At 68.7% G+C, this 19818-nt stretch carries 21 protein-coding genes; 10 read left to right on the forward strand and 11 right to left on the reverse strand.

Annotation, left to right across the window (positions count from 1 at the left end):
* Window positions 1-101: 101 nt before the first annotated feature.
* From AC4BGB_RS02110 to AC4BGB_RS02130, 5 genes are all read right to left on the reverse strand, one after another.
* A complete protein-coding gene (locus tag AC4BGB_RS02110) occupies window positions 102-4364 on the reverse strand; it encodes an NACHT domain-containing protein (protein WP_490544313.1) in 4263 nt (1420 codons plus the stop codon).
* 70 nt (window positions 4365-4434) lie between these two features.
* Window positions 4435-4848, reverse strand: a complete 414-nt coding sequence (locus AC4BGB_RS02115; RefSeq protein WP_490544314.1) for a DUF6375 family protein — start codon at window positions 4846-4848, stop codon at window positions 4435-4437.
* Complete coding sequence (locus AC4BGB_RS02120; protein WP_490544315.1) at window positions 4845-5615, reverse strand: radical SAM protein; 771 nt, start codon at window positions 5613-5615, stop codon at window positions 4845-4847. The genes AC4BGB_RS02115 and AC4BGB_RS02120 overlap by 4 nt, the downstream gene beginning before the upstream one ends.
* A gap of 676 nt (window positions 5616-6291) precedes the next feature.
* Window positions 6292-6438: a hypothetical protein gene (locus tag AC4BGB_RS02125; protein ID WP_490544316.1), complete on the reverse strand. Its 147-nt coding sequence runs from the start codon at window positions 6436-6438 to the stop codon at window positions 6292-6294.
* Window positions 6439-6599: 161 nt separating this feature from the next.
* Window positions 6600-7175, reverse strand: coding sequence for a GNAT family N-acetyltransferase (locus tag AC4BGB_RS02130; protein WP_490544317.1), 576 nt, complete (start codon window positions 7173-7175; stop codon window positions 6600-6602).
* 170 nt (window positions 7176-7345) lie between these two features.
* Between AC4BGB_RS02130 and AC4BGB_RS02135 the strand changes: the two genes are divergently transcribed.
* From AC4BGB_RS02135 to AC4BGB_RS02155, 5 genes are all read left to right on the forward strand, one after another.
* Window positions 7346-7807, forward strand: coding sequence for a hypothetical protein (locus AC4BGB_RS02135; protein WP_490544318.1), 462 nt, complete (start codon window positions 7346-7348; stop codon window positions 7805-7807).
* A 6-nt stretch (window positions 7808-7813) separates the two neighbouring features.
* The gene (locus AC4BGB_RS02140) at window positions 7814-7978 is read left to right on the forward strand and encodes a hypothetical protein (RefSeq protein WP_490544319.1); all 165 of its coding nucleotides are present in this window, start codon (window positions 7814-7816) and stop codon (window positions 7976-7978) included.
* A gap of 53 nt (window positions 7979-8031) precedes the next feature.
* Entirely contained in the window at window positions 8032-8556 is a 525-nt protein-coding gene (locus AC4BGB_RS02145; protein WP_490544320.1) for a 2'-5' RNA ligase family protein, read from the forward strand.
* Between the two features lie 103 nt (window positions 8557-8659).
* Window positions 8660-9292 carry a dihydrofolate reductase family protein gene (locus AC4BGB_RS02150; protein WP_490544321.1) on the forward strand — a complete coding sequence of 211 codons (633 nt, stop codon included), beginning with the start codon at window positions 8660-8662 and terminating at the stop codon, window positions 9290-9292.
* Window positions 9293-9419: 127 nt separating this feature from the next.
* Window positions 9420-9641, forward strand: a complete 222-nt coding sequence (locus AC4BGB_RS02155) for a hypothetical protein (RefSeq protein WP_490544322.1) — start codon at window positions 9420-9422, stop codon at window positions 9639-9641.
* 16 nt (window positions 9642-9657) lie between these two features.
* On the opposite strand, the gene AC4BGB_RS02160 is transcribed toward AC4BGB_RS02155, so the two are convergent.
* The gene (locus tag AC4BGB_RS02160) at window positions 9658-11244 is read right to left on the reverse strand and encodes a long-chain-fatty-acid--CoA ligase (RefSeq protein ID WP_490544323.1); all 1587 of its coding nucleotides are present in this window, start codon (window positions 11242-11244) and stop codon (window positions 9658-9660) included.
* A 122-nt stretch (window positions 11245-11366) separates the two neighbouring features.
* Here AC4BGB_RS02160 and AC4BGB_RS02165 point away from each other — a divergent pair, with 122 nt between their 5' ends.
* Genes AC4BGB_RS02165 through AC4BGB_RS02180 form a run of 4 tightly spaced genes read left to right on the forward strand, consistent with a single transcriptional unit; the run spans window position 11367 to window position 14355 of the window.
* Window positions 11367-12125, forward strand: coding sequence for an SDR family NAD(P)-dependent oxidoreductase (locus tag AC4BGB_RS02165; protein WP_490544324.1), 759 nt, complete (start codon window positions 11367-11369; stop codon window positions 12123-12125).
* Window positions 12115-12960, forward strand: coding sequence for an alpha/beta fold hydrolase (locus AC4BGB_RS02170; RefSeq protein WP_490544325.1), 846 nt, complete (start codon window positions 12115-12117; stop codon window positions 12958-12960). Before AC4BGB_RS02165 ends, AC4BGB_RS02170 begins: the two co-directional genes overlap by 11 nt.
* Complete coding sequence (locus AC4BGB_RS02175; protein ID WP_490544326.1) at window positions 12953-13264, forward strand: hypothetical protein; 312 nt, start codon at window positions 12953-12955, stop codon at window positions 13262-13264. The genes AC4BGB_RS02170 and AC4BGB_RS02175 overlap by 8 nt, the downstream gene beginning before the upstream one ends.
* Window positions 13261-14355, forward strand: a complete 1095-nt coding sequence (locus AC4BGB_RS02180) for an alpha/beta fold hydrolase (RefSeq protein WP_490544327.1) — start codon at window positions 13261-13263, stop codon at window positions 14353-14355. Before AC4BGB_RS02175 ends, AC4BGB_RS02180 begins: the two co-directional genes overlap by 4 nt.
* Window positions 14356-14358: 3 nt before the next feature.
* Here the strand turns inward: AC4BGB_RS02180 and AC4BGB_RS02185 are convergent, their stop codons facing one another.
* Genes AC4BGB_RS02185 through AC4BGB_RS02205 form a run of 5 tightly spaced genes read right to left on the reverse strand, consistent with a single transcriptional unit; the run spans window position 14359 to window position 18897 of the window.
* Window positions 14359-14673, reverse strand: a complete 315-nt coding sequence (locus tag AC4BGB_RS02185; RefSeq protein ID WP_490544328.1) for a DUF6510 family protein — start codon at window positions 14671-14673, stop codon at window positions 14359-14361.
* Window position 14674: 1 nt separating this feature from the next.
* A complete protein-coding gene (locus tag AC4BGB_RS02190; protein WP_490544329.1) occupies window positions 14675-15481 on the reverse strand; it encodes a ferredoxin reductase in 807 nt (268 codons plus the stop codon).
* Window positions 15474-16073 (reverse strand): molybdopterin-dependent oxidoreductase, encoded by a 600-nt coding sequence (locus AC4BGB_RS02195; protein ID WP_490544330.1) that lies wholly within the window; start codon window positions 16071-16073, stop codon window positions 15474-15476. Before AC4BGB_RS02195 ends, AC4BGB_RS02190 begins: the two co-directional genes overlap by 8 nt.
* Window positions 16074-16131: 58 nt before the next feature.
* Window positions 16132-17235, reverse strand: a complete 1104-nt coding sequence (locus AC4BGB_RS02200) for an NAD(P)H-dependent flavin oxidoreductase (RefSeq protein ID WP_490544331.1) — start codon at window positions 17233-17235, stop codon at window positions 16132-16134.
* A 3-nt stretch (window positions 17236-17238) separates the two neighbouring features.
* On the reverse strand, window positions 17239-18897 hold the full coding sequence (locus AC4BGB_RS02205; protein ID WP_490544332.1) for an acyl-CoA synthetase: 1659 nt from the start codon (window positions 18895-18897) through the stop codon (window positions 17239-17241).
* 46 nt (window positions 18898-18943) lie between these two features.
* Here AC4BGB_RS02205 and AC4BGB_RS02210 point away from each other — a divergent pair, with 46 nt between their 5' ends.
* Window positions 18944-19789 carry a crotonase/enoyl-CoA hydratase family protein gene (locus AC4BGB_RS02210; protein ID WP_490544333.1) on the forward strand — a complete coding sequence of 282 codons (846 nt, stop codon included), beginning with the start codon at window positions 18944-18946 and terminating at the stop codon, window positions 19787-19789.
* The last annotated feature ends 29 nt before the right edge of the window (window positions 19790-19818 follow it).

A 19818-nucleotide genomic window follows, 5' to 3' on the forward strand; every position in this document is an offset into this window, starting at 1 on the left:
TTCTCCGCGACCCCCGGGTCTGTCTACACCTGGAGGACTACGCAAAGCTCTCCGCCGACCTTCTCAACGCACCGCTCGGGCCGCGAGGATCTTGGCCGTTGTCAGGAGTCCGCCTTCGCTGGTGAATCCGGCGGGTCCGGGGCCGCGGACACTGCCGACGACGAGCCCCCGTTGGCGAACACACGGTGGATACGCCAGATGTTGCGGTCCGAGTGGTACACGTCTCGAAGTCGATCGGAGATGCTGTCCGGCCGGGCAAGATGAATCTCCCGCTCACCCCAACCGAACAAGACGATCGCTCGTCCCTGGGCGTACGTCTGGACACAGTCCTCGCGGATGTAGAGCAGGTGTCCCTCCCGCCCCTGGGGAGCCGCGTAGGCCTTCGCCGCCGGTCGCCCTGCCTGGTCGACCTGATCGAAGCTCGCACCAACAGCGCGCAGTTGGCTGTGTAGCGACAGGCGGCGGCTAGGCAGATAGGCGAACTCCTGGTTCTCCGCGCTGTGGTGACCTTCCCAAGCAAAGGTGTGCGCCAAGGACTCGAACGGGATGCTCTCATGGGTAGGCCACTTGCGATTGGTGCCGGGAAAGGCCCCGCCGTACTCCGCGATTAAAGCGTCAAGGGCCGAACCATCCTCGTCCCCGTCGTCCTCGACGTCGGTGTAGATGCGAATTTCATTGAAATACGGGTCTTCGACATCGTGCGGATCGACCACCGGATCCCCACCACTGGAATGCTCAGCCCAACTGGAATTCTCTTCACCATCCCCGAGAGCGGCCGCAGCCGATGATCTCCTGGTTCCCGCCAAGTCATCGCCCGACGTAACCATCCGGGGGTGCCACGGGACCTCGCCCGCGAACACGTAGTAGGCGGTCGGCAGATCGATGATGTCCCGCCCCGGATGCCCGACTGAGCTCCACCAACCGAGCGCTCGGTCAAGGTCGTCGCGTTCGACCGCGACAGTGTTGAAGAGTCCGAAGGTCCTGCGCCCAGTCACGTCGTCCGTGTCATTCAGCTCAGCGTGCACCAGAACCCACGGCCCCGCGTCGCCGTCCAGGACATCGCGATACAAGAGGTCATCCGGGATGTCCACAGGGCCGTCCAGCAACCAGTCCCGGTCGTCCTCGGGCGCCTTCGCCGCCCAGGTCGGGACCGTGACGGGTACCTGTGGTGACGGTTGAGGGAACGTGGGATCGATGTCGACTTCGAGCCACGGGATCCAACTTCCCTGCGCAACGAGCCGACCGGAGACCAAGTAGAACCCGATCCATCCGTACTTCTTTCCGTATCGCTCGACGCGTCCTGGATTCCGGTCCAGGCCGCGACGTCCGACGGAGGAGTCGACATCGGCGAAGAGTTCCTCGCGCCATCCCAGGTCATAGACCACGCCGAGCACCTGTGCGGTTGCGTCCGCGTGTCCTCGGTGCTTGTTGTCGTAGTTCCTGCGGTCGTCGAAGAGCCGGCCGATGGTGTAGTTGCCGAAGTCCATCTGGATGGTGTGGTCCACCTCCGCCCGTCGCGGGTCACCTCCAGGCAACGGCTCGGGGAGTGTGGCGTCCGCGAAGACAATGCCGTTCACCGCGTCGCCCGGCACCGCACGTGGGTAATGCTGGCGGGCGAATTCGAACGTGCCGGCGATGTAGTAACGGATCAGGCGGTGGTAGGTCGGTGCGGACGGCTCCGGCCCCGAGACAATCCGCAGCAGGCCGTCGAGGTAGGACGCCAGGATCTCCTCGAATCCGGCGTCATACTGCTGGTGAGCTGTGACAGCTCCGTAAGCAGAAGCGACCATCCGCTCGCCGACGTACGGATCGTTGATGGCCAGTGCGTCGAGTGCCAGCGCGAACAATCCGGCAGCGTCGTGACGGCCGTACCAGTACAGCGCCGCCGTAGCCGCGTCGCGCAGGTCGCGGACGGCGCTGGTCAGCACCCACATGAGCCACCGGGCCCGTAAGGCATCTCCCGCAGTGCGCCGGGCGTCGCTCTGCCAGTGGGCCCGGAGCGCGCGCACGTCCGAGAGAGCCGCGCCTTGATCGGTCCTGAGCCACTCGGTCCACAGCAGGTCCCGGTCTCCGACGGCCATCGGGGCCAGGATCGAGTCGAGGAACACCGCGTTCAACGGGTGCGACTCCGCAGCGCGGACTGACTGAAGGCGCGTCCAGAGCGCCCGGCTACGGGCCAGGGACGGCAGATTCCTTACAAGCGCGTCAACGGTTTCGGTGTCGACGACCGCCGCCCGGAGCGCCGTGGCGCGCAGCAACGCCCCAGCCGCGACCGACGGGTCGAGCGCCTGCCAAAGGTGCCCCCGGCCCGACTCGGGCAGGACGTAGGCCAGGCCGTCGAGAATGTCGGTCGCGAGCGGATGCCGCTCCTCGCTGCCACCGGCCAATCGTGCGGTGAGCTTTGGCGTGTCTAGGGAGTCGACGAACGTCTGTCCCCCAGATCTCACCACAGCCGACGCCACAATGTGTCCTGCGAGAAGGTCGTAGGCGACCGCGACCCTCGAATCATCGCCGGAAGCACGTCGCACTCCGCGAGACTGCGGGGCATCGTTCAGCGGCGCCTGCCGGATCAGCACACCCTCCTGTTCGAGCGCAATCAGGATGCTGTCGCTCCAGCGCCGTTCCGCATCGCCGAACAACTCGCGTGCACGGCCCTTCCCAACGTCGCGAGCAGTGGTCTCCCACATCTCCATCCCGAACTGGTCGAGCGCATCGAGCACGTCCTCGCGGCTGAGCTGATGGTTAAGCTGTTCGATCCGCTCGGCTACGTGAAGCAGATACGCGTCGAACATCTCGTTCAGGGAGCGCGGAAGGTCCGCCAGCGCGACCCAGTCCCTCCGATCGGGGTTGGCGACCGAGCAGTAGATCCTGAGGGCCAACGGCCGTCGCAGTAGTTCACGCGGAAGGTCGGCCCCACGAGGGTCGATCTGGAAGTACTCGAAGTACTTCGCCGCGACTTCGTCCAGGGTTTCATAGAACCCCTCCAGTTCGACGAAGTTGCCGACCGATGAGGGGATGGAGCTCGGCACGAACTCGCCCCGGATCGTGCACACGACCAGCACCGAGGAGTACTTCTTCAGTAGCGCGTGCAGCCTGCTCAGGAGCGGTTTCCAATCCGCCGGCGACTCGGCTTCGTTGAGGCCGTCGATAACGATCGGGATCCTGCATCGCCCCCTGGATCCGGCGGCGTCGACTGCCGCAAGGAGCGCCTCGAACGTTTCCACTGGCTTGCCCGCCAATGAGACCTGGGAGGCGAAACGATCGAGGGTGTCGCGGGCACTCAGCAGGCGCCCGTGCAGAAGGACACCTGCGGGCCGAGAGGACGCGTCGGTCGTCAACTTCGCAGCGAGCTGGGTCTTTCCGTAGCCGGCGTCGCCAGTCACGACGGCAAGTCGAACCTGCAGCTCGTCGAAGACGTCCTTCGCGAGGTCGCCGGCGCGGCGGGCATGCGCGACCAGATTGGTACACGCGAGCGAAGCGGGATGGTTCATAGCCCTGAGCCGACGTAGCACCGGAGGTGTGTGTGGCGGTGACGCCGGGACCTCGACCTCGTCGATCTCCAACCAGCTGCCATCCCCATTCGGGCTGAGCCGCTCGTGAGCCTGTGCGAGGAGGTCGCGGATTGTCGCCGCCGTAGTCAGCAGTTCGTCGAGCTCTGCTTGCATCGGGTCAGGAAGCGGGCTCGCGGCCACCTCCCGATCGATGATGGCGGTCAACGTCTCGATCTCGGACCCGATGGCCGCCAGATGAGTCCAGGCGTCCGGCTCGGCGAGCATGCGCCGAAGCGCCTCTTCGGCCTCGGTGGTCTGGTGTACCTCCGGGAACCAGCGCTCGCTCACCTCCTCGACTGAGCCTCCCTGCAGTTCCTCCAGGCGATGCGGAGTGAGGATGAGGTCGCCGAAGAACGTCTCCCGCAGGAGCGCTGCATCCCCGGTGAGCAGAACAGAAAGTTCCTCGGCGACTGCGTTGTGGAGCCGGAACCCGGGGGCCAGGTCGTCGTACCACTGTTGGTCGGTCGGGGTTAGGGGCCTTCGCGTGCATAACACCCAGTCCGTCAAAGTCGGCAGGTACTTCTTCGTCGTCTTCAGCGAGTCTTCGACATCCGTCCGCCGATTGACGCCGATCTGAGTGCCGGACGCGATCTTCCACCACTTGGTCTGCCACCCGTACCAGCGCCCAGGCTCGCCGAGATCGCACTCTTGCTCCAGCTCTAGATGGAACTCCACACCCGGCTGTTGGGCGCGCGCACGAAACCGTCCATAGCGGCCGTAGTTGTGCTTGATCGCTCCCCGCCACAACAGCTCGAAGTTCGTTGTGGAGTCGCCCGGAAGTTCCTCAAAGCGTTCCCAGTTCAGTTCCGTCATCGGCCTCACACCCCGACGTGGGGCCTCTCTAGCGTCGGAAAAGCGATGTCACGGCTGCGGCTCATCGTGGTCACGTCGCCCGCCCGTAGCCGGTGTCCTTGAAGTCGTGACCGGAGTACATCTCCAGCTTTGCGCCCTTGTCCAGGAGCACCTTGACGAACGCGATGACCTCAACCTCGTCGGTCTCGACCACGATCTGGTCGCCCGAGAGGCTCACCTTCGTGTCGTCGTACAAGAACTGCTCGAAATCGGCGTAGGTGAGGCTGTAAAGATTCACCTCACGCAGGATCTTGAACAGTTCGTCACTAAACTCCGCCAAGGACTCCCCGACGACAAGCCGGCCGGCCATCTCCTCAGCCTTCGCCCCGTCTTTCAACTGATCCAGGACATGTTTTGCGGCCCGCGCTGACCTCTCGTCCTTGAACTGGCCGATCATCACCAGATTCATCGAGTGTTCGGTCCCGTAGCCGTCCCAGACCTTCATGCCGCGTCCATTGCTGCGAGTCGGTCAAGTGCCGCCAGGACGCCGTCCTCGGTGACTGGCTCACCGATGGTTGAGTACGAGGTCGTGCGTGCCAACCCGGTGGCGTCAATGTGGGCGTACGACCGCAGACCTTCTTCCTTCGGAAGCGCGACGGCAATCGGCAATCCCGACGCCCCACCTGCCGAGATGGCCAACGGCACCGGTCCCGCGTAGGCGAGCACCCACGTCCGCAGCGCCGACACCACCTGCGGCGCAGCGCCTGGCCGAGCGCCGGTGGGCTGCTCGGGCAGGAGCAGCAGCTCGGATGCACCGTGGGCGGACGCGAGGTCCGCGACCTTATTGAGCTGACCGACGGTGTCTTCGTTCACGACACAGTTCAAGCCGATCGGGAAAGCCTCACTGATCAGGTCGAGCCGGTCACGCAAGGCGTCGTAACTCCGCCGTCGTAGCCGCTGGTACGTCGCTTCGACGCCGTCGACGCTGATCCGGACGAAGTGGACGGAGCCGCGAAGCCGCTCGATCAGTTCGGCGTCCCACCTGTGACCGTGGGTGGTCATCGTGACCGCCAAGCGCGTCTGTTCGGCAGCGTAGGTGCACACCTCGACCAAGTGTCGATACAGGGTGGGTTCCCCGCCGCCGAATCCGACACCGAGGGTGCCGGCCGCATCGAGCTCGGTGATCCATGCGCGGAGACGGTCCGGGCTGAGCCGGGCGTGGTGCTTGGGTGCGTAGCAGTACGCGCACGCCAGGTCGCAGGCGTTGGTCACGGCGATAGACACCTGACGGGGGGCAGGAGACCACCGCGCTTCGGGCACCGCCACCTCGTCGAGCAGAACGTTCAGGCCGCTGGATCGGTCGAAGAAGTGGACGCCGTCGGGCCCAAACCGACACTTCACCGCGTTCGCCCCCTCGCTCTTGCATCCTGCGTGGCCGGGTCGTCAGTTTGCCACCGATCCCACGTTTCAGCGTGCGCCGCTCGGGCGAGCCGGCTTTCAATCGAGAAGCACGCAAGAACTGGCGCAACGAGTCACACCTGCACCGTGACGTCGCCCCTGACATCACTGGCCTGTCCCTCGACGCGCCCGTCACCAGCAGAGTGGCTGTCCGTTGTCGGCGAGACCCGCCACGATGTGCGCGTGCCGAGCACGATCAGGGCTCATGCCCGTTGGTCCATTTGCCGCCACGTCACTAGGGCTCCTCGGAGCAATGCGGGTGCAGTCTGTGAGCAGGCCGCAGTTGGCCTTCGGGCTAGGAGACGCCCAGCTTGGCTTAAGAACCTGGCGTCAAACGTCGAGCAGAGCGCACGGATCTGCCCCGGCGAGCGCGCTCTCAGGGGTGCGCCTTACCGCCGCGTGCAGGACGCGACCGACCCGACCTATTCCGAGGCTCGGCAGGAGAGGTACGTGTGAAGGACCTGGAGAGCCTCGTGCCCACGAAGTCGCACTACACACCGACCATCGGTGCTGTGCGCTTCCTCTTCCGCACGGGCAACTGCATGGCGTCGGTGAACTCGCTTTCGGTCTTACAGACCAGGTCGTAGAAGTCCCTCTTGAGGAAACGGACAGTCTCGCCGTCGAGTTCGACTCGCACGCAACCCACTGGATGCTTTGGGTGGAAGGTGACTGAAGCCCTCATTGTCATGAGGACATCTTCACCCTGTGGCTTCCCAGTTCGACGCAGTCTTGCAGTGCGTCTTAACACCGCCTGTCGGCGCCGTGACACGCCCCGCGCAGTGGCCTCAGCCCCACGCCCTACTGCAGGTCGAGCCGCATGAGGACACGAGGGAACCCGTTGAGGACCGAGTCGGTCTCGACCGCTTGCCGGAACCCGGCCCGTCGGAACAGGCTCGCGGTGCCGACGTACGCCATCGTCAGGTCGACCTTCGATCCTTTGTTGTCGACCGGGTAGCCCTCGATGGCGGGAGCGCCCAGGCTTCGAGCGAACTCGACGGCACCGGAGAGCAGGTGGTGCGAGATGCCTGTGCCGCGATGCCCGGGGCGCACGCGGATGCACCACACCGACCAGACGTCGAGGTCGTCGAAGTGAGGGATCTTGCGGTTGCGGGCGAAGCTGGTGTCGGCTCGAGGGTGCACTGCGGCCCAGCCGACGACCTCCTTCCCGTCGTACGCGAGGACACCGGGAGGCGGTACTTCTTCGACCAGGGAACGCACGTACTCGCCGCGTTCAGGTCCTACCAGCTCCCGGTTGGCCTTGGACGAGGTCAACCGGTAGCTCAAGCACCAGCAGACGTTGGCGTCTGGGCGCTTGGGGCCGAGCATCGTCGCCACGTCCTCAAAGTCGGTGGCCGGGCGTACCTCGATCCCCATGGAGCGACCCTGCCAGCCGGTACGCCGAGCGGCAACCATCGGAATTCGCACGCACGAGTGGCCGCTTTCCCGGCACATCGCTCAGCTCGCCCCACCTCCCGATCCGGGCCGGCCGAGGCTTCGAGCTGCCGCGCGGAACGTGTGCGGGGACACCCGGCAGGATGTCCCCCGTGACAGCTGCGACCCCCTGGATCTCGTTCGAGTGGCCGGCCGACGGCGTCGACCCCTTCGATCGAGCGGCGCCCGAGCCGTTGTGGCTGCTCAGCGACGGATCCGGCATGTGGGGCCGTGGCTGGCCCGCGGGTGACCAGCGCGGCTTCGCGGGAAGTGACGAGTTCCTCCACCGGGTGCCGATGGGCTATCGAGTCGTGCAGATCCGGGAGCGGGTCGCGCTCGTCGCCGGCGGCGAGCTGGTGCATTCCTCGCCCCGAAGTGTCGCGCCGACCTGGCGGGGGTCGTGGGGCGTGGTGGGGCACCTCCCCTACGGCGCGCACCCGCAGGCGGGGTCCGAGTCCCGGGCCGACTGCCCGACCGAGGACGAGGCCGTCGACGCGGCGCTGCGGTTCAGCCTGGCCGAGCCCGATGTCACCTGGTTGGTGAGCCGCCGGATCGTGATCCGGAACTGGCACTGAGCCCGGATGGGCCGGCGCGCGATTGCGTGGCTGGTCTCGGTGCGTGACGTCTTCCACAACGAGCACGACGCCATGGGTGTCGAGGCGGGCTACGTCGAGGTGCGGGTGATGGCCAACGACGCCGCCGAGCCGGACGAGGTGGTGTTCGTCGTACGGCCCCGTGGGTGGTGATCGTCAGCACTCGGGCCGTGGCCACCGAACCGGGCACCGGGGATGCTGGGTGAGTGGCACTCGCTGTCTGCCTGCTCTTCGACGCTCGGTCAGAACGCCGGGTGCGGGAGCTGTGGTCGCGCGTCGAGGAGGCCGGGATCGCCACGCTGGCCAGCCACACGCACCGCAACCACCATCCCCACCTGTCCTACGCCGTCCTGCGCCGCTGGGACCTGGCCCGAGTGCAGGAGGAGGTCGGGTCGCTCCCGGACCCCGGCCCCGTGTCCGTGTCGGTGCACGGCACCCTGGCGTTCCCTCGCGGCCGGGCTGCACTGGCGCCGTCGATCACGCCGGACATCGCACAGCGACAGGTCGCCACCGTCATGGCGTTGGAGGCGAGCGGCGCTGAGCTGCACCGGCACTACGAGTTGGGCGAGTGGGTGCCACACGTCTCGGTGGCGACGCGGGCCCGACGCACACAGCTGACGACCGTCACGAGGATGGTCTCCGACGTCCTGCCACTGACCGTCCGCTTCGACCGGGCCGCGCTCATCGACAGCTCGACCGGCCAGACCTGGCCACTGCCCCACCTGCTCTGACCCAGGCCCCGGGCAGCCGAGAAATCCTCCGCCGCAACGACGATTCTCGCCCGTGGGCGCAGTCATAACGGCGAGAGACCACAGCCATCAGGATGCGACCCCCATGGGCCAGATCCACATCGACCTGTTCACCACCCTCGACCTCGTGGCGCAGGCGCCCGGCGGTCCCGAAGAAGACCCTGAGGGGGGCTTCCCCTTCGGGGGCTGGCAGGCGCCGCTGTTCGACGACGTCGTTGGGCACGAGGTCGCCGCCGGACTGGCGGAGATGGACGCGCTGCTGCTCGGTCGCCGGACCTACGACATCTTCGCAGGCTACTGGCCGCACCAGGAGGGCGGCGAGGACGGCGGCATCGCCGAGCAGCTCAACAGCGTGCCGAAGTACGTCGCCCCCCGAGGCACCCCTGACCTCGGCTGGGCCGGCTCCGAGCTCCTCGGGCCCGACCTGGCCAGCGCTGTACAGGAGGTGCGGGACCGGCACCAGGACGTGCACGTGATCGGCAGCGTGGACCTGGTGCAGACGCTGCTGCGGGAACGGCTCTTCGACCGGCTCAACCTGTGGGTCTACCCGATCGTGCTCGGGGTCGGTAAGAAGGTCTTCGCCGACGGTGCCGTCCCCACGAACCTCGCTCTCCTCGAGCCGCCGGTCGCCAGCCCGGTCGGTGCGGTGCTGCTGCGCTACGGCCTCGCCGAGGGCGAGCCGCAGCTCGGTGACATGAGTCAGGACCCGGACGACTGACCGAACCGGGATCGGGAGGGCTCGCGGGGACGAACCCGAGGAGTGGGCGGACCGCCAGGGCGGCCCACCCCAGGCTGGTGTGCAATAGTACGCATCACGACTCGACTTCTGCCGTACCTTCCTCGACGTGAAGGATGCACTCGCCTGGTTCGGATACGGCGTCGTCGCTCTCTGCATGATCGGGACGGTGGCGTCGTACTTCTGGTCAGCCGACTACTTCTGGTGGCCCCTCCTGTTCGCCTGCATCGGCGCCGCTGTGCTGGTCACGCTCCTGTTGGCTCCCGCGGTCCGCGCCATCATGGATTCGCTCGAGCCACGACAGAAGGGTCGTCGACCCGACGGCGACTGAGCGAGGAGCGCCGAGCTCAGCCCAACTGCTCGCGCAGCACCGGCTTCAAGATCTTGCCGGCCGCGTTGCGGGGCAGCTCCTCGACCAGCTCCAGGGCCGTGGGCAGCTTGTAGCGGGCCAGCCGGCTGCCGGCCCACTCCCGCAGGGACTCGATGTCGAGGCCGGTGTCCGGGCCGGTGGCGATGACCACGGCGACCGGGGTCTCGCCCCACTTCTCGTGCTCGCGGCCGATCACGGTCACCTCGCGGATGTCGGGATGGTCGGCGAGGACGTTCTCCACCTCGGCGCAATATATATTTTCGCCGCCGGAGATGATCATGTCCTTGGACCGGTCGACGACGTAGAGGAAGCCTTCCTCGTCCATCCGCACCAGGTCGCCGGAGTGGAACCACCCGCCCGCGAACGCCGCCGCGGTCGCCTCGTCGTTGTTCCAGTAACCCTCCATCAGCCCGGTGCCCTGGTAGACGATCTCGCCGACGTCGCCGGGGCTCACGTCGTTCATCTCGTCGTCGACGATCCGGATGGCGACCGTGGAGACGGGCTTGCCGACCGAGCCGAGCTTGCGCAGCGCGTCCTTGCCCTCCAGCACGCAGGTGATCGGGGACATCTCGGTCTGCCCGAACACCGCTACGTTCAGAGCGTCGGGGAAGGCCTCCCCCATCTGGCGCAGCAGCTTGTCGGTGGCCGGGGCTGCTCCCCAGGAGGTCGTCCGCAGGTGCGACAGGTCCCGCTTGTCGACACCGGGCGCGGCGCACAGCGCCTGCCACTGGGTGGGGACCAGGAAGGAGCTGGTCACCTGCTCGGACTCGAGGAGGTCCAGCACGTGCTCGGCGTCGAAGGCCACTGACGGCAGCACCACCATCGTTCCGCCGATCAGCATCATCGGGGCGAGCGAGCCGATCGCGCCGATGTGGAACATCGGCGAGGCGACGAGGTTCACCTCGGTCTCGGAGCACAGCTCGTAGGCCCGGATCAGCACCACGCTCTGCGAGAGCAGGTTCTGGTGGGACAGCACCGCGCCCTTGGGCCGCCCGGTGGTGCCGGAGGTGTACATGATCAGCGCCGGCGAGTCCTCGGGTACGTCGATCGGCCCGAGCTGTGACTCGCCGGCGGGACCGTCGCGCAGGAGGTCGTCGTAGCTCTCCGCCCCCTCCCAGGGCGTCGCACCCACCGCGACCACCGCGATGTCTCGCGAGCTGAGCTCGGCCGCGTCCCGGGCGGAGCGCTCAGCGATCTCGTCGGCGAACAGCAGCTCCGCCCCGGAGTCGTCGAGGATGTAGGAGACCTCTCCCCCCGAGAGCCGGAAGTTCACGGGTACGCCGATCGCCCCCAGCCGGTTGGCGGCGAGCACGATCTCCATGAACTCGGGACGGTTGCCCATCACCAGCGCCACCCGGTCACCGTCACCGACCCCGCGCTCGGCCAGCACACCGGCCAGCCGTTCCACCCGGTCGCGCAGCTCGCGCCAGGTGGTGCTCTCGCCCCGGAACCGGAACGCGGGCAGGTCCGGTCGCGCGTGCGCATGGCGCTCGAGGTGGTTGTTCCAGTGCGACCTGCGGGAGGAGCGTGGGGCCCGGGTGAGGTGGGAGTTGAGGTGGGACATGTCGATGCCTCTCTCTGCTCGTCGCCCGGTCTCGAGCCGATGGGTGCCGTTGACAGCACGCCCACCGCGTTCGATCCTCGTTGAGAGCGTCCGCTCGGTCAACGGCCACGAGGAGTCGTCCGATGGATCCACTCTCTGCTTTCAGGCTCGACGACCAGGTGGTCGTCGTGACCGGTGCCAGCTCCGGTCTCGGGGTGGGCTTCGCCCGGGCCCTGGCTGCTGCCGGCGCCGACCTCGTGCTCGCCGCACGCCGGCTGAACAAGCTCGAGGAGCTCGCGCCCTCGCTGCAGGAGGCCGGCGCCAAGGTGGTCACGGTCGCCGCGGACGTGAGCTCCCCGGAGGACTGCGCCGGCGTTGCCCGAGCAGCCGAGGAGCAGTTCGGCCGGGTGGACGTGCTGGTCAACAACGCGGGTGTCGGCACCGCCACCCCGGCGTCCCGGGAGACGCCGGAGGCCTTCCGGCAGGTGATCGACGTGAACCTCTCCGGCACCTTCTGGATGGCACAGGCCTGTGCGCCGCTGATGCCGCCGGGCTCCGCGATCGTCAACATCGCCAGCGTGCTGGGCCTGGTGGCGCCACGGTTCCCGCAGGCGGCGTACGCCGCGAGCAAGGCCGGGGTCCTCGGCCTCACCCGTGACCTCGCGCAGGAGTGGTCGGCGCGCAAGGGAATTCGTGTGAATGCGCTGTGCCCGGGGTACTTCGAGAGCGAAATGACGCAGGGAGAGGACGTTCTCCAGGAGATGGTGAGGACCGAGAGCATGATGGGTCGCTTCGGTGAGCAGGCCGAGCTGGACTCTGCGCTCATCTTCCTGGCCTCCCGCGCCTCGGCGTACATGACGGGCACCAGCCTGGTGGTCGACGGAGGGCTCAGTGCGCTCTGACCCCGGCCACCATCGCGGCGGCCGGGGCACCCCGCTGCTGCTGCTCCACGGGCTGGGCATGTCGTGGCGGGCGTGGGCTCCCCTGCTCACCGGACTCCAGGCGCGCCACGACGTGCTGGCGCTCACCCTCGCCGGTCACCGCGGCGGACCTCCGGCCCCCTCGGTCGTCAGCGTCGAGCGGCTCGCCGACGCCGTGGAGTCGCAGCTCGACGACGCCGGCATCGAGACCACGCACGTCGTGGGGAACTCCCTGGGTGGCTGGCTGGCGCTCGAGCTCGCCCGGCGCGGACGCGCCCGCACGGTCACCGCCGTCTCACCGGCCGGGGCGTGGCGCAACCCGCTGGACCTCCTCCGGATGCAGTTCACCCTCGGCGTGGCGGGCCGGGTCTCGGCGATGCCGCTCACGGCCGCGGCGATGGCCCCGATACTGCACTCCCCCATGGGTCGGCGGCTGGCGTTCCACCAGCTCCTCGAGCGCGGCGACCGGATGACGGCGAGGGCGGCCGCGGAGATGATGGCCGATGCGCGCGAGTGCACCGTGCTGCCCGCCCTGCTCCGGGCCGGCCGCCGGGACGGCCAGATCGCCCAGCTCAGCGGGGCCGGCTGCCCCATCCGCGTGGTCTGGGGACGCCGAGACCGGATCATCCCCTACGCGCGGCACGGCCGTCCGCTGCTGCGCCGGCTGCCCGACGTGGAGCAGGTCAGCCTTCCCGGCGCGGGCCACGTGCCGATGTACGACGCACCGGTGCTGCTGCGGAGCCTGATCCTCGACCTCACCGGGACCGTGGACGGCGCAACGACCGAGGTGCCGACTCGAGGAGTCCGCAATGGCTGAGCCCCCACTGTGGCAACGAGCGGTGCTGGCCGCCCAATCCCGCGCAACACCGGTCCTGCGCAGCGCCGTGGACCGCCAGGAGGTCGCGGCCGGCCTCGGCCTCCTGCAGGCCGTCCGCGGGCTCGTGGTCCGCACGACCGAGGGTCCCTCACGTCGGCTGCTGCACCTGCTCAACCTGCCGGCCGGCAGCGACGTGAACCGGATGCTGGTCCAGATCGCGTCGTTGGAGCGCGAGCTCCGCGAGGTGCGCAAACGGATCGAGGACCAGCAGCGCGACGGAACCCTCAAGGAGCCGTTCTCATGAGCCGTGACCTCGGAGGCGGCGCCGGCAGCGCTGTCGAGTTCGTACGACACACCGGGGTGCGGGCCCGCAACGCCGTCCGGAACGCGACCGGCCGCAACCTGCCGGCCGAGAGCCCCTCGCCCCGGCTGCAGGTGTGGTCGCGCGACAAGGTCCGGCTGTACCGCTACCTGCCCGCCGTGGAGCCGGCCGAGACCCTGGGCACGCCGATCCTGTTCGTGATGAGCCTGGTCACCACCGCGAAGGTCTTCGACCTCCAGGAGGACAACAGCCTGGTACGCCGCTTCCTCGAGGCCGGGCACGACGTCTACCTGCTCGACTGGGGCGTGCCCGACGCGGTGGAGTCGCAGAACACGCTGGAGACCTACTGCGACGAGTACATCCCCCGCGCGGTGCGGGCCGTGCTCGACGAGTCCGGTGCCGAGGAGGTCAACCTCTTCGGCTACTGCCTCGGCGCCGTGCTCACCCTGCTCAGCGTCGCGGGCCACAAGGCGATGCCGGTGCGCAACATCGTGCTGCTGGCGACGCCGGTGGACATGGGTGAGCTCGGGCCGCTGACCAGCATGCTGCGGTCAGGCCAGCTCAGACCCGAGGACCTGGTGGACTGGACGGGCAACGTGCCCGCGGACCGGATCAAGGACTCCTTCCACCTCGTCGAGCCCGCCGGGGAGATCACCACCTATCTGAGCCTTTGGAACAGCCTGGGGCACCCCGACCGGCTCGAGGCGCACCAGGCGCTGGTGCGGTGGTCGAGCGGGCACGTCCCCTTCCCGGGCGCGGCGTTCCGCCAGATCGTCGACCTCTTCGTCGACCAGGACTCGCTCATCGACGGGAAGGTGCCGCTGGGCAACCGGGTGGTCGACCTCGCCGACATCACGGTGCCCGTCCTCGCGGTCACCGGGGCCAGGGACAAGCTGGTGCCGGCCGCCTCCAGCGCCCCGCTCGAGCTCCCCGGCGCCGAGCTCGACCGGCTGGAGCTGAACGCGGGCCACGCCGGACTGATCGTGGGACGTCGCGCGCACAAGGAGATGATCCCGACCATGCTCGACTGGCTCGCCGAGCACTCCGGATCCTCCGAGCCGGCGCGGGGATAGGCCTCACCCCAGCCCGAACCGCCACGACGACGAGCCACTCAGGTCGAGCCACACCGCGGTCGGCGTCTGCACGACCCGCGCCATCACCTGGTCGCAGTCCGGACAGCGCAGCACCGTGCCCGGACCACCCAGGAACGCGCGCTGCTCGGCGAAGACGCCCGACCACTCGCACCCGCCGCACGTCACCATCGCCGAGCTGACGTCGAGGCCGAAGACGTCCGCGAACGGTCCAGCGGCGGCGTTGCCGTCGAGCGCCCGCTCGAGTGGGGGGTCGAGCGCCCAGTGCTGGGCGGGGTCGGGGCCAGGTTCGTCGGTCATCTCAGGCTCCTGTGGGTCCGAAGCGTTCTGCACGGATGCTGCTGTTGCCGTAGCCGAGCTCCAGGAGCCGGCGGATGACGTCCTCCACGAACCCGGTGGGGCCGCAGACGTAGGCCCGGGGTGGCGGTACGGCGGGCCACCCTGCCCCCGCGGGAGTGACCAGGTCGGCGGTGGTCAGCCTGCCCGGCGGCCGGCTGCTGCCCTCGGGCGCCCGGCGGGTGTGGACGAGGTCGACCACCAGCCCGTCGTCGACGGCTCGCCGGGCGAGCTCCTCGGCGTACAGCACCTGCCCGGGGTCACGCACCGAGTAGACGAGACGGAAGGGTGCCCGACTGCCCAGCCGGGCCCGCTCGCGGATCATCGCCATCAGCGGCGCCACCCCCGAGCCGCCGCCGACCAGCAGCACCGGCTGCTCCACCGGGGCATCGGCGCTGGGCGACCACACGAACCAGCCACCGATCGGCCCGCGCATCTCGAGCTGGTCACCGAGCTCCATCCCCTCCACGAGGTACGGCGAGACCTCACCGCCCGCCACCTCCTGGACGGTGATCGCCACCCGCTCGCCATCGGTGGGTGCCGCGATCGAGTAGCCCCGCTGCGCGGAGTACCCGTCGGCCGCGGTGAGCCGCACGTCGACGTGCTGGCCCGCGAGGTGTCCCGGCCACCCGGGCACCGCGAAGGTCAGCGTCCGCGCTGTCGCGGTCTCCGAGCGCAGACCGACCAGCTCTGCCGGGAACCACCGCGGGCGAGGCCCGCCGAGCTTTCCGCGCGTGCGCGCGGGTGCCCCAGTCACGGGTGTCTCAGTCACCGGCGTAGCGCTCCTCGCGCCAGGGATCGCCGTAGTTGTGGTAGCCGAAGCTCTCCCAGAACCCGGGCTCGTCCCCGGTCATCATCGTGAGGCCACTGAGCCACTTGGCCGACTTCCACAGGTACAGGTGCGGCACGAGCAGCCGGACCGGGCCGCCGTGCTCAGCCGGGATCGGGCCGCCGTCGTACTCGTGGACCACCCAGGCCTTGCCGTCGGGGAGGTCCTCCAGCGGCAGGTTGGTCGTGTATCCCCCGTAGGAGTGGGCCATCACGTAGTCCGCCGTGCTCTCGAGCTCATCGAGGAACGCCTCGACCGGGACACCGCGCCAGCGGGTCGCGAGCTTGGACCAGCGGGTGACGCAGTGGAGGTCCACCTCCACGTCCTCCTGGGGCAGCCCGTGCAGGGCGTCCCACGAGAAGGTCTGCGTTTCGCCGGTCTCGGTGGTGACCGCGAGGGACCAGTCCTCGGTGTCGACGTACTGCGTGGGACCGGCGCTGAGCACCGGGAAACCGTCGGTGAGGTGCTGCCCAGGGGGCAGCGTGACAGCGGCGGGGTCGCGGCGGCCGCCGAAGCCCCGCGTGAAGATGGCCATGGTCGAACCTAGGAGCGCGCCCCGTCAGAGTCAACGGGCCGATGGAGCTGAAGGGCGGCTAGCCCCGGATCTTCTCCAGGCGCTCGACGGCCTCGTCGTACTCGCGCACGAGACCGGCCATCACCTCGGCGACCGGGCGCACCTCGTTCATCCGGCCGACGATCTGGCCCACCGGCATCGAGACGACGTCGGGGTCGCCGTGCTCGTTCATCCGGCTGTGGGCGTCGGAGACGAGCAGGTTCTGCAGCGGCATCGGCAGCGGGCTCGGTGCGCCCTCCTGCTCCCAGGCCTCGGTCCACTTGGTCTTCAGCAGCCGCGCGGGCTTGCCGGTGTAGACGCGCGTGCGGACGGTGTCGGAGCTCGTCGCGCGCAGGAACGCCTCGGTCATGCCCTTGTTGGTGTTCAGGTTCGCGTACTCCTCGGTGGTCAGCCACATCGAGCCGGTCCACACGCCCTGGGCGCCCAGCGCGAGCGAGGCAGCGATCTGGCGACCGGTGCCGATGCCACCGGCGCCGAGCACGGGTACGTCGGGGCCGACCGCGTCCACGATGTCCGGGGTGAGCACCATGCTGGCCACCTCGCCGGTGTGTCCGCCGGCCTCGTAGCCCTGCGCGACGATGATGTCGACGCCGTTCTTGAGGTGCGACAGCGCGTGCTTGGCGGCGCCGGCCAGCGCTGCGACGGCCACGCCCTTGGCGTGCGCCTGCTCGATCACGTCGACGGGCGGCGAGCCGAGTGCGTTCGCGATCAGCACCGGGCGGTGCTTGAGCGCGATGTCGACGTGGGAGCGGGCCATCGAGTGCAGCCAGCCGAGCACGCCCTCGCGCCCGTCACCCTCCGGCAGCGGGGGTACGCCGAGCTGTTGCAGCGTGCGCTCCACGAAGCTCACGTGCTCCTCGGGGATCATCGCCTTCAGGTCGACCGACTTGCCCTCGGTGGGGATCTTCATCGGCATCACGACGTCGACGCCGTACGGCTTGCCGTCGGTGTTCTCGTCGAGCCAGTCCAGGGTCCGGTCAAGCTCCTCGGGGTCGTTGAACCGCACCGCGCCGAGGACGCCGAGACCGCCCGCGCGCGAGACCGCGGCGGCGACGTGCTCGGAGGGGGTGAACGCGAAGATCGGGTAGTCGATGCCGAACCGCTCGCACAGCTCTGTGCGCATCCCTCAGGCCTCCACGGGCGAGGTGGCGACCTTGGCCGCGAACGAGGCGAGCGCGAGCTCCTTGGCCTTGGGGTACTGCGCCTTGCCGGTGGCGTTGCGCGGGATCTCCTCGACCAGGGTCAGGGCACGCGGGAGCTTGTAGCCCGACAGCGATGAACGCAGGAAGTTCCGGATGTCGTCGAGGTCGACCTCCATCCCCTCGCGCGGCTGGATCACCGCGGTGACCGACTGGCCGAACTTCTCGTCGGGCACTCCCACGACGAGCACGTCGTAGACGGCCGGGTGGGCCTTGATCGCCATCTCGACCTCCTCGGGGTAGACCTTCTCCCCGCCGGTGTTGATGCAGTTGGAGCCGCGACCGAGCAGGGTCACCTTGCCCTCGGGCTCGATCCGCGCGAAGTCGCCGGGCACCGAGTAGCGCTCGCCGTCGATCTCCAGGAAGGTCTTGGCCGACTTCTCCGGGTCCTTGTAGTAGCCGATCGGCACCGACCCGCCGCGGCCGAGGCGGCCGATCGCGCCGATGTTGGTGGCGAGGTCGAGGACGTGGTTGTCGTCGTCGATGACCACGGAGTGCGGGCCGAGCCCGACCACGGGACCGTCGGTGCTGAGCTGGTCCTTGTCCTGCAGGCCCATCCCCTGGAAGCCGGTCTCGGAGGCGCCGACCGAGTCGGTGAACACGGCGTTGGGGAACCGTGCCATCCAGCGCTCCTTGACCGAGGCGCTGAAGATGGCGGCGCTGCTGGCGATCGCGAACAGGCTGGACCCGTCGTACGGCGCGTCGGTCTCGGCCTTGCGCTCGTACTCCTCGATCAGCGGACGGGCCATCGCGTCGCCGGTCATGAACATCAGCTGGACGCCCTCGCGGTCGATGATCTCCCACGTGCGCTGGGCGTCGAACTTCGGCTCGAGGATCGTGAGGTGGCCGGCGAACAGGTGCATCAGCAGGCCCGCCTGGGCGCCGCCGTGCATCAGCGGGCTGAGCGGGAAGGTGACCATCCGGGGGTCGGTGGCCTGCTTGGACTGGTCGTACTCGGTCAGCGGGGTGCCGGTGTAGAAGTCGATGCCGCCGCCCAGCACCCGCCAGAAGTCCTCGTGGCGCCACATCACGCCCTTGGGGAACCCGGTGGTGCCGCCGGTGTAGATGATGTGCAGGTCGTCGGCGGAGCGCTCCTCGAAGTCGCGCTCGGCGCTCTGCCCCGCCAGTGCCTCCTCGTAGAGCACGCCGCCGTAGGAGCTCACGTCGGAGTCGTTGTCCGGGTCGAGCAGGTCGGTGAGCGCCACGAAGGTGTTCAGCTTCTCGTGCTTGGGCGCGCAGGTGGCCACCAGCGGCGCATAGCTGCGGTCGTGGATCAGCGCGACGACCTCGGCGTTGTCGAAGAGGTAGTCGAGCTCGCCCTCGACGTAGCGGTAGTTCACGTTGATGTTCACCGCACGGACCTTGACGATCGCGAGGACGGCCACGACGTGCTCGATGCTGTTCTTGGCGTAGATCCCGACGTGGTCGCCGGCGCCCACGCCCTGCGAGGCGAGGTAGTGGGCGAGCTTGTTGGACTCGACCTCCAGCTCCCCGTAGGTGATCACTCGATCCCCCACCTTGAGCGCCGGATTGTCGGGTGCGGCGTCCACGGCGTGCTCGAACAGGTCAGCGATGTTGAGGGCCATGGCGGAAGACTAGAACACGTTCTCGTTTCTGACTAGCATCGTCCGCATGACCGAAACGGCCCCCGAACAGACGTCCGCACAGACCCCGGAACCCCCGGCCGGCGACGACCAGCCGCACGCCCTGGTCGAGCTCGAGGGGCACACGCTGGTGGTGACGATGAACCGGCCGAAGGCCCGCAACGCCCTCTCCGGGGAGATGCTCGCGATCATGGAGCAGGCCTGGGAGCGGGCCAACAACGACCCCGAGGTGCGGGTGGTGATCCTCACCGGGGCGGGTGGCTACTTCTGCGCCGGGGCCGACCTGAAGGCGATGTCGTCGAGCTCCCCCTCGGACAAGTTCGAGTCCGGGGAGTTCGATCCGTCGGTGATCAAGTCGCTGCTCAAGGGCTACCGGGTGGAGAAGCCCCTGATCGCCGCGGTCGAGGGCCCGGCGATCGCCGGGGGCACCGAGATCCTCCAGGCCACCGACATCCGCATCGCCGGTGAGTCGGCGCGCTTCGGGGTCTCCGAGCCGAAGTGGGGGCTCTACCCGCTGGGCGGGTCCGCGGTCCGGCTCCCCCGCCAGCTGCCCTACACCGTGGCGGCCGAGCTGCTGCTCACCGGACGGCACATCAAGGCTCCCGAGGCGAAGGAGATCGGGCTGATCGGCCACGTCGTCCCCGACGGGCAGGCGCTGGCCAAGGCCCACGAGATCGCCGACCTGATCGCGGCCAACGGCCCCCTGGCCGTGCAGGCGGTGCTCAAGACGATCCGCAGCTCCGAGGGCAAGCACGAGGACGACTGCTGGAAGGACGACGCCCGGGTCGGGGCGGCGGTGTTCGCCTCCAACGACGCCAAGGAGGGCCCGCGGGCCTTCGGCGAGAAGCGGGCGCCCAACTTCACCGGCACCTGAGCAGCGGGCGGCTGAGCCGCACCGGCGGT

Source organism: Nocardioides sp. Z30_9 (assembly GCF_058215735.1).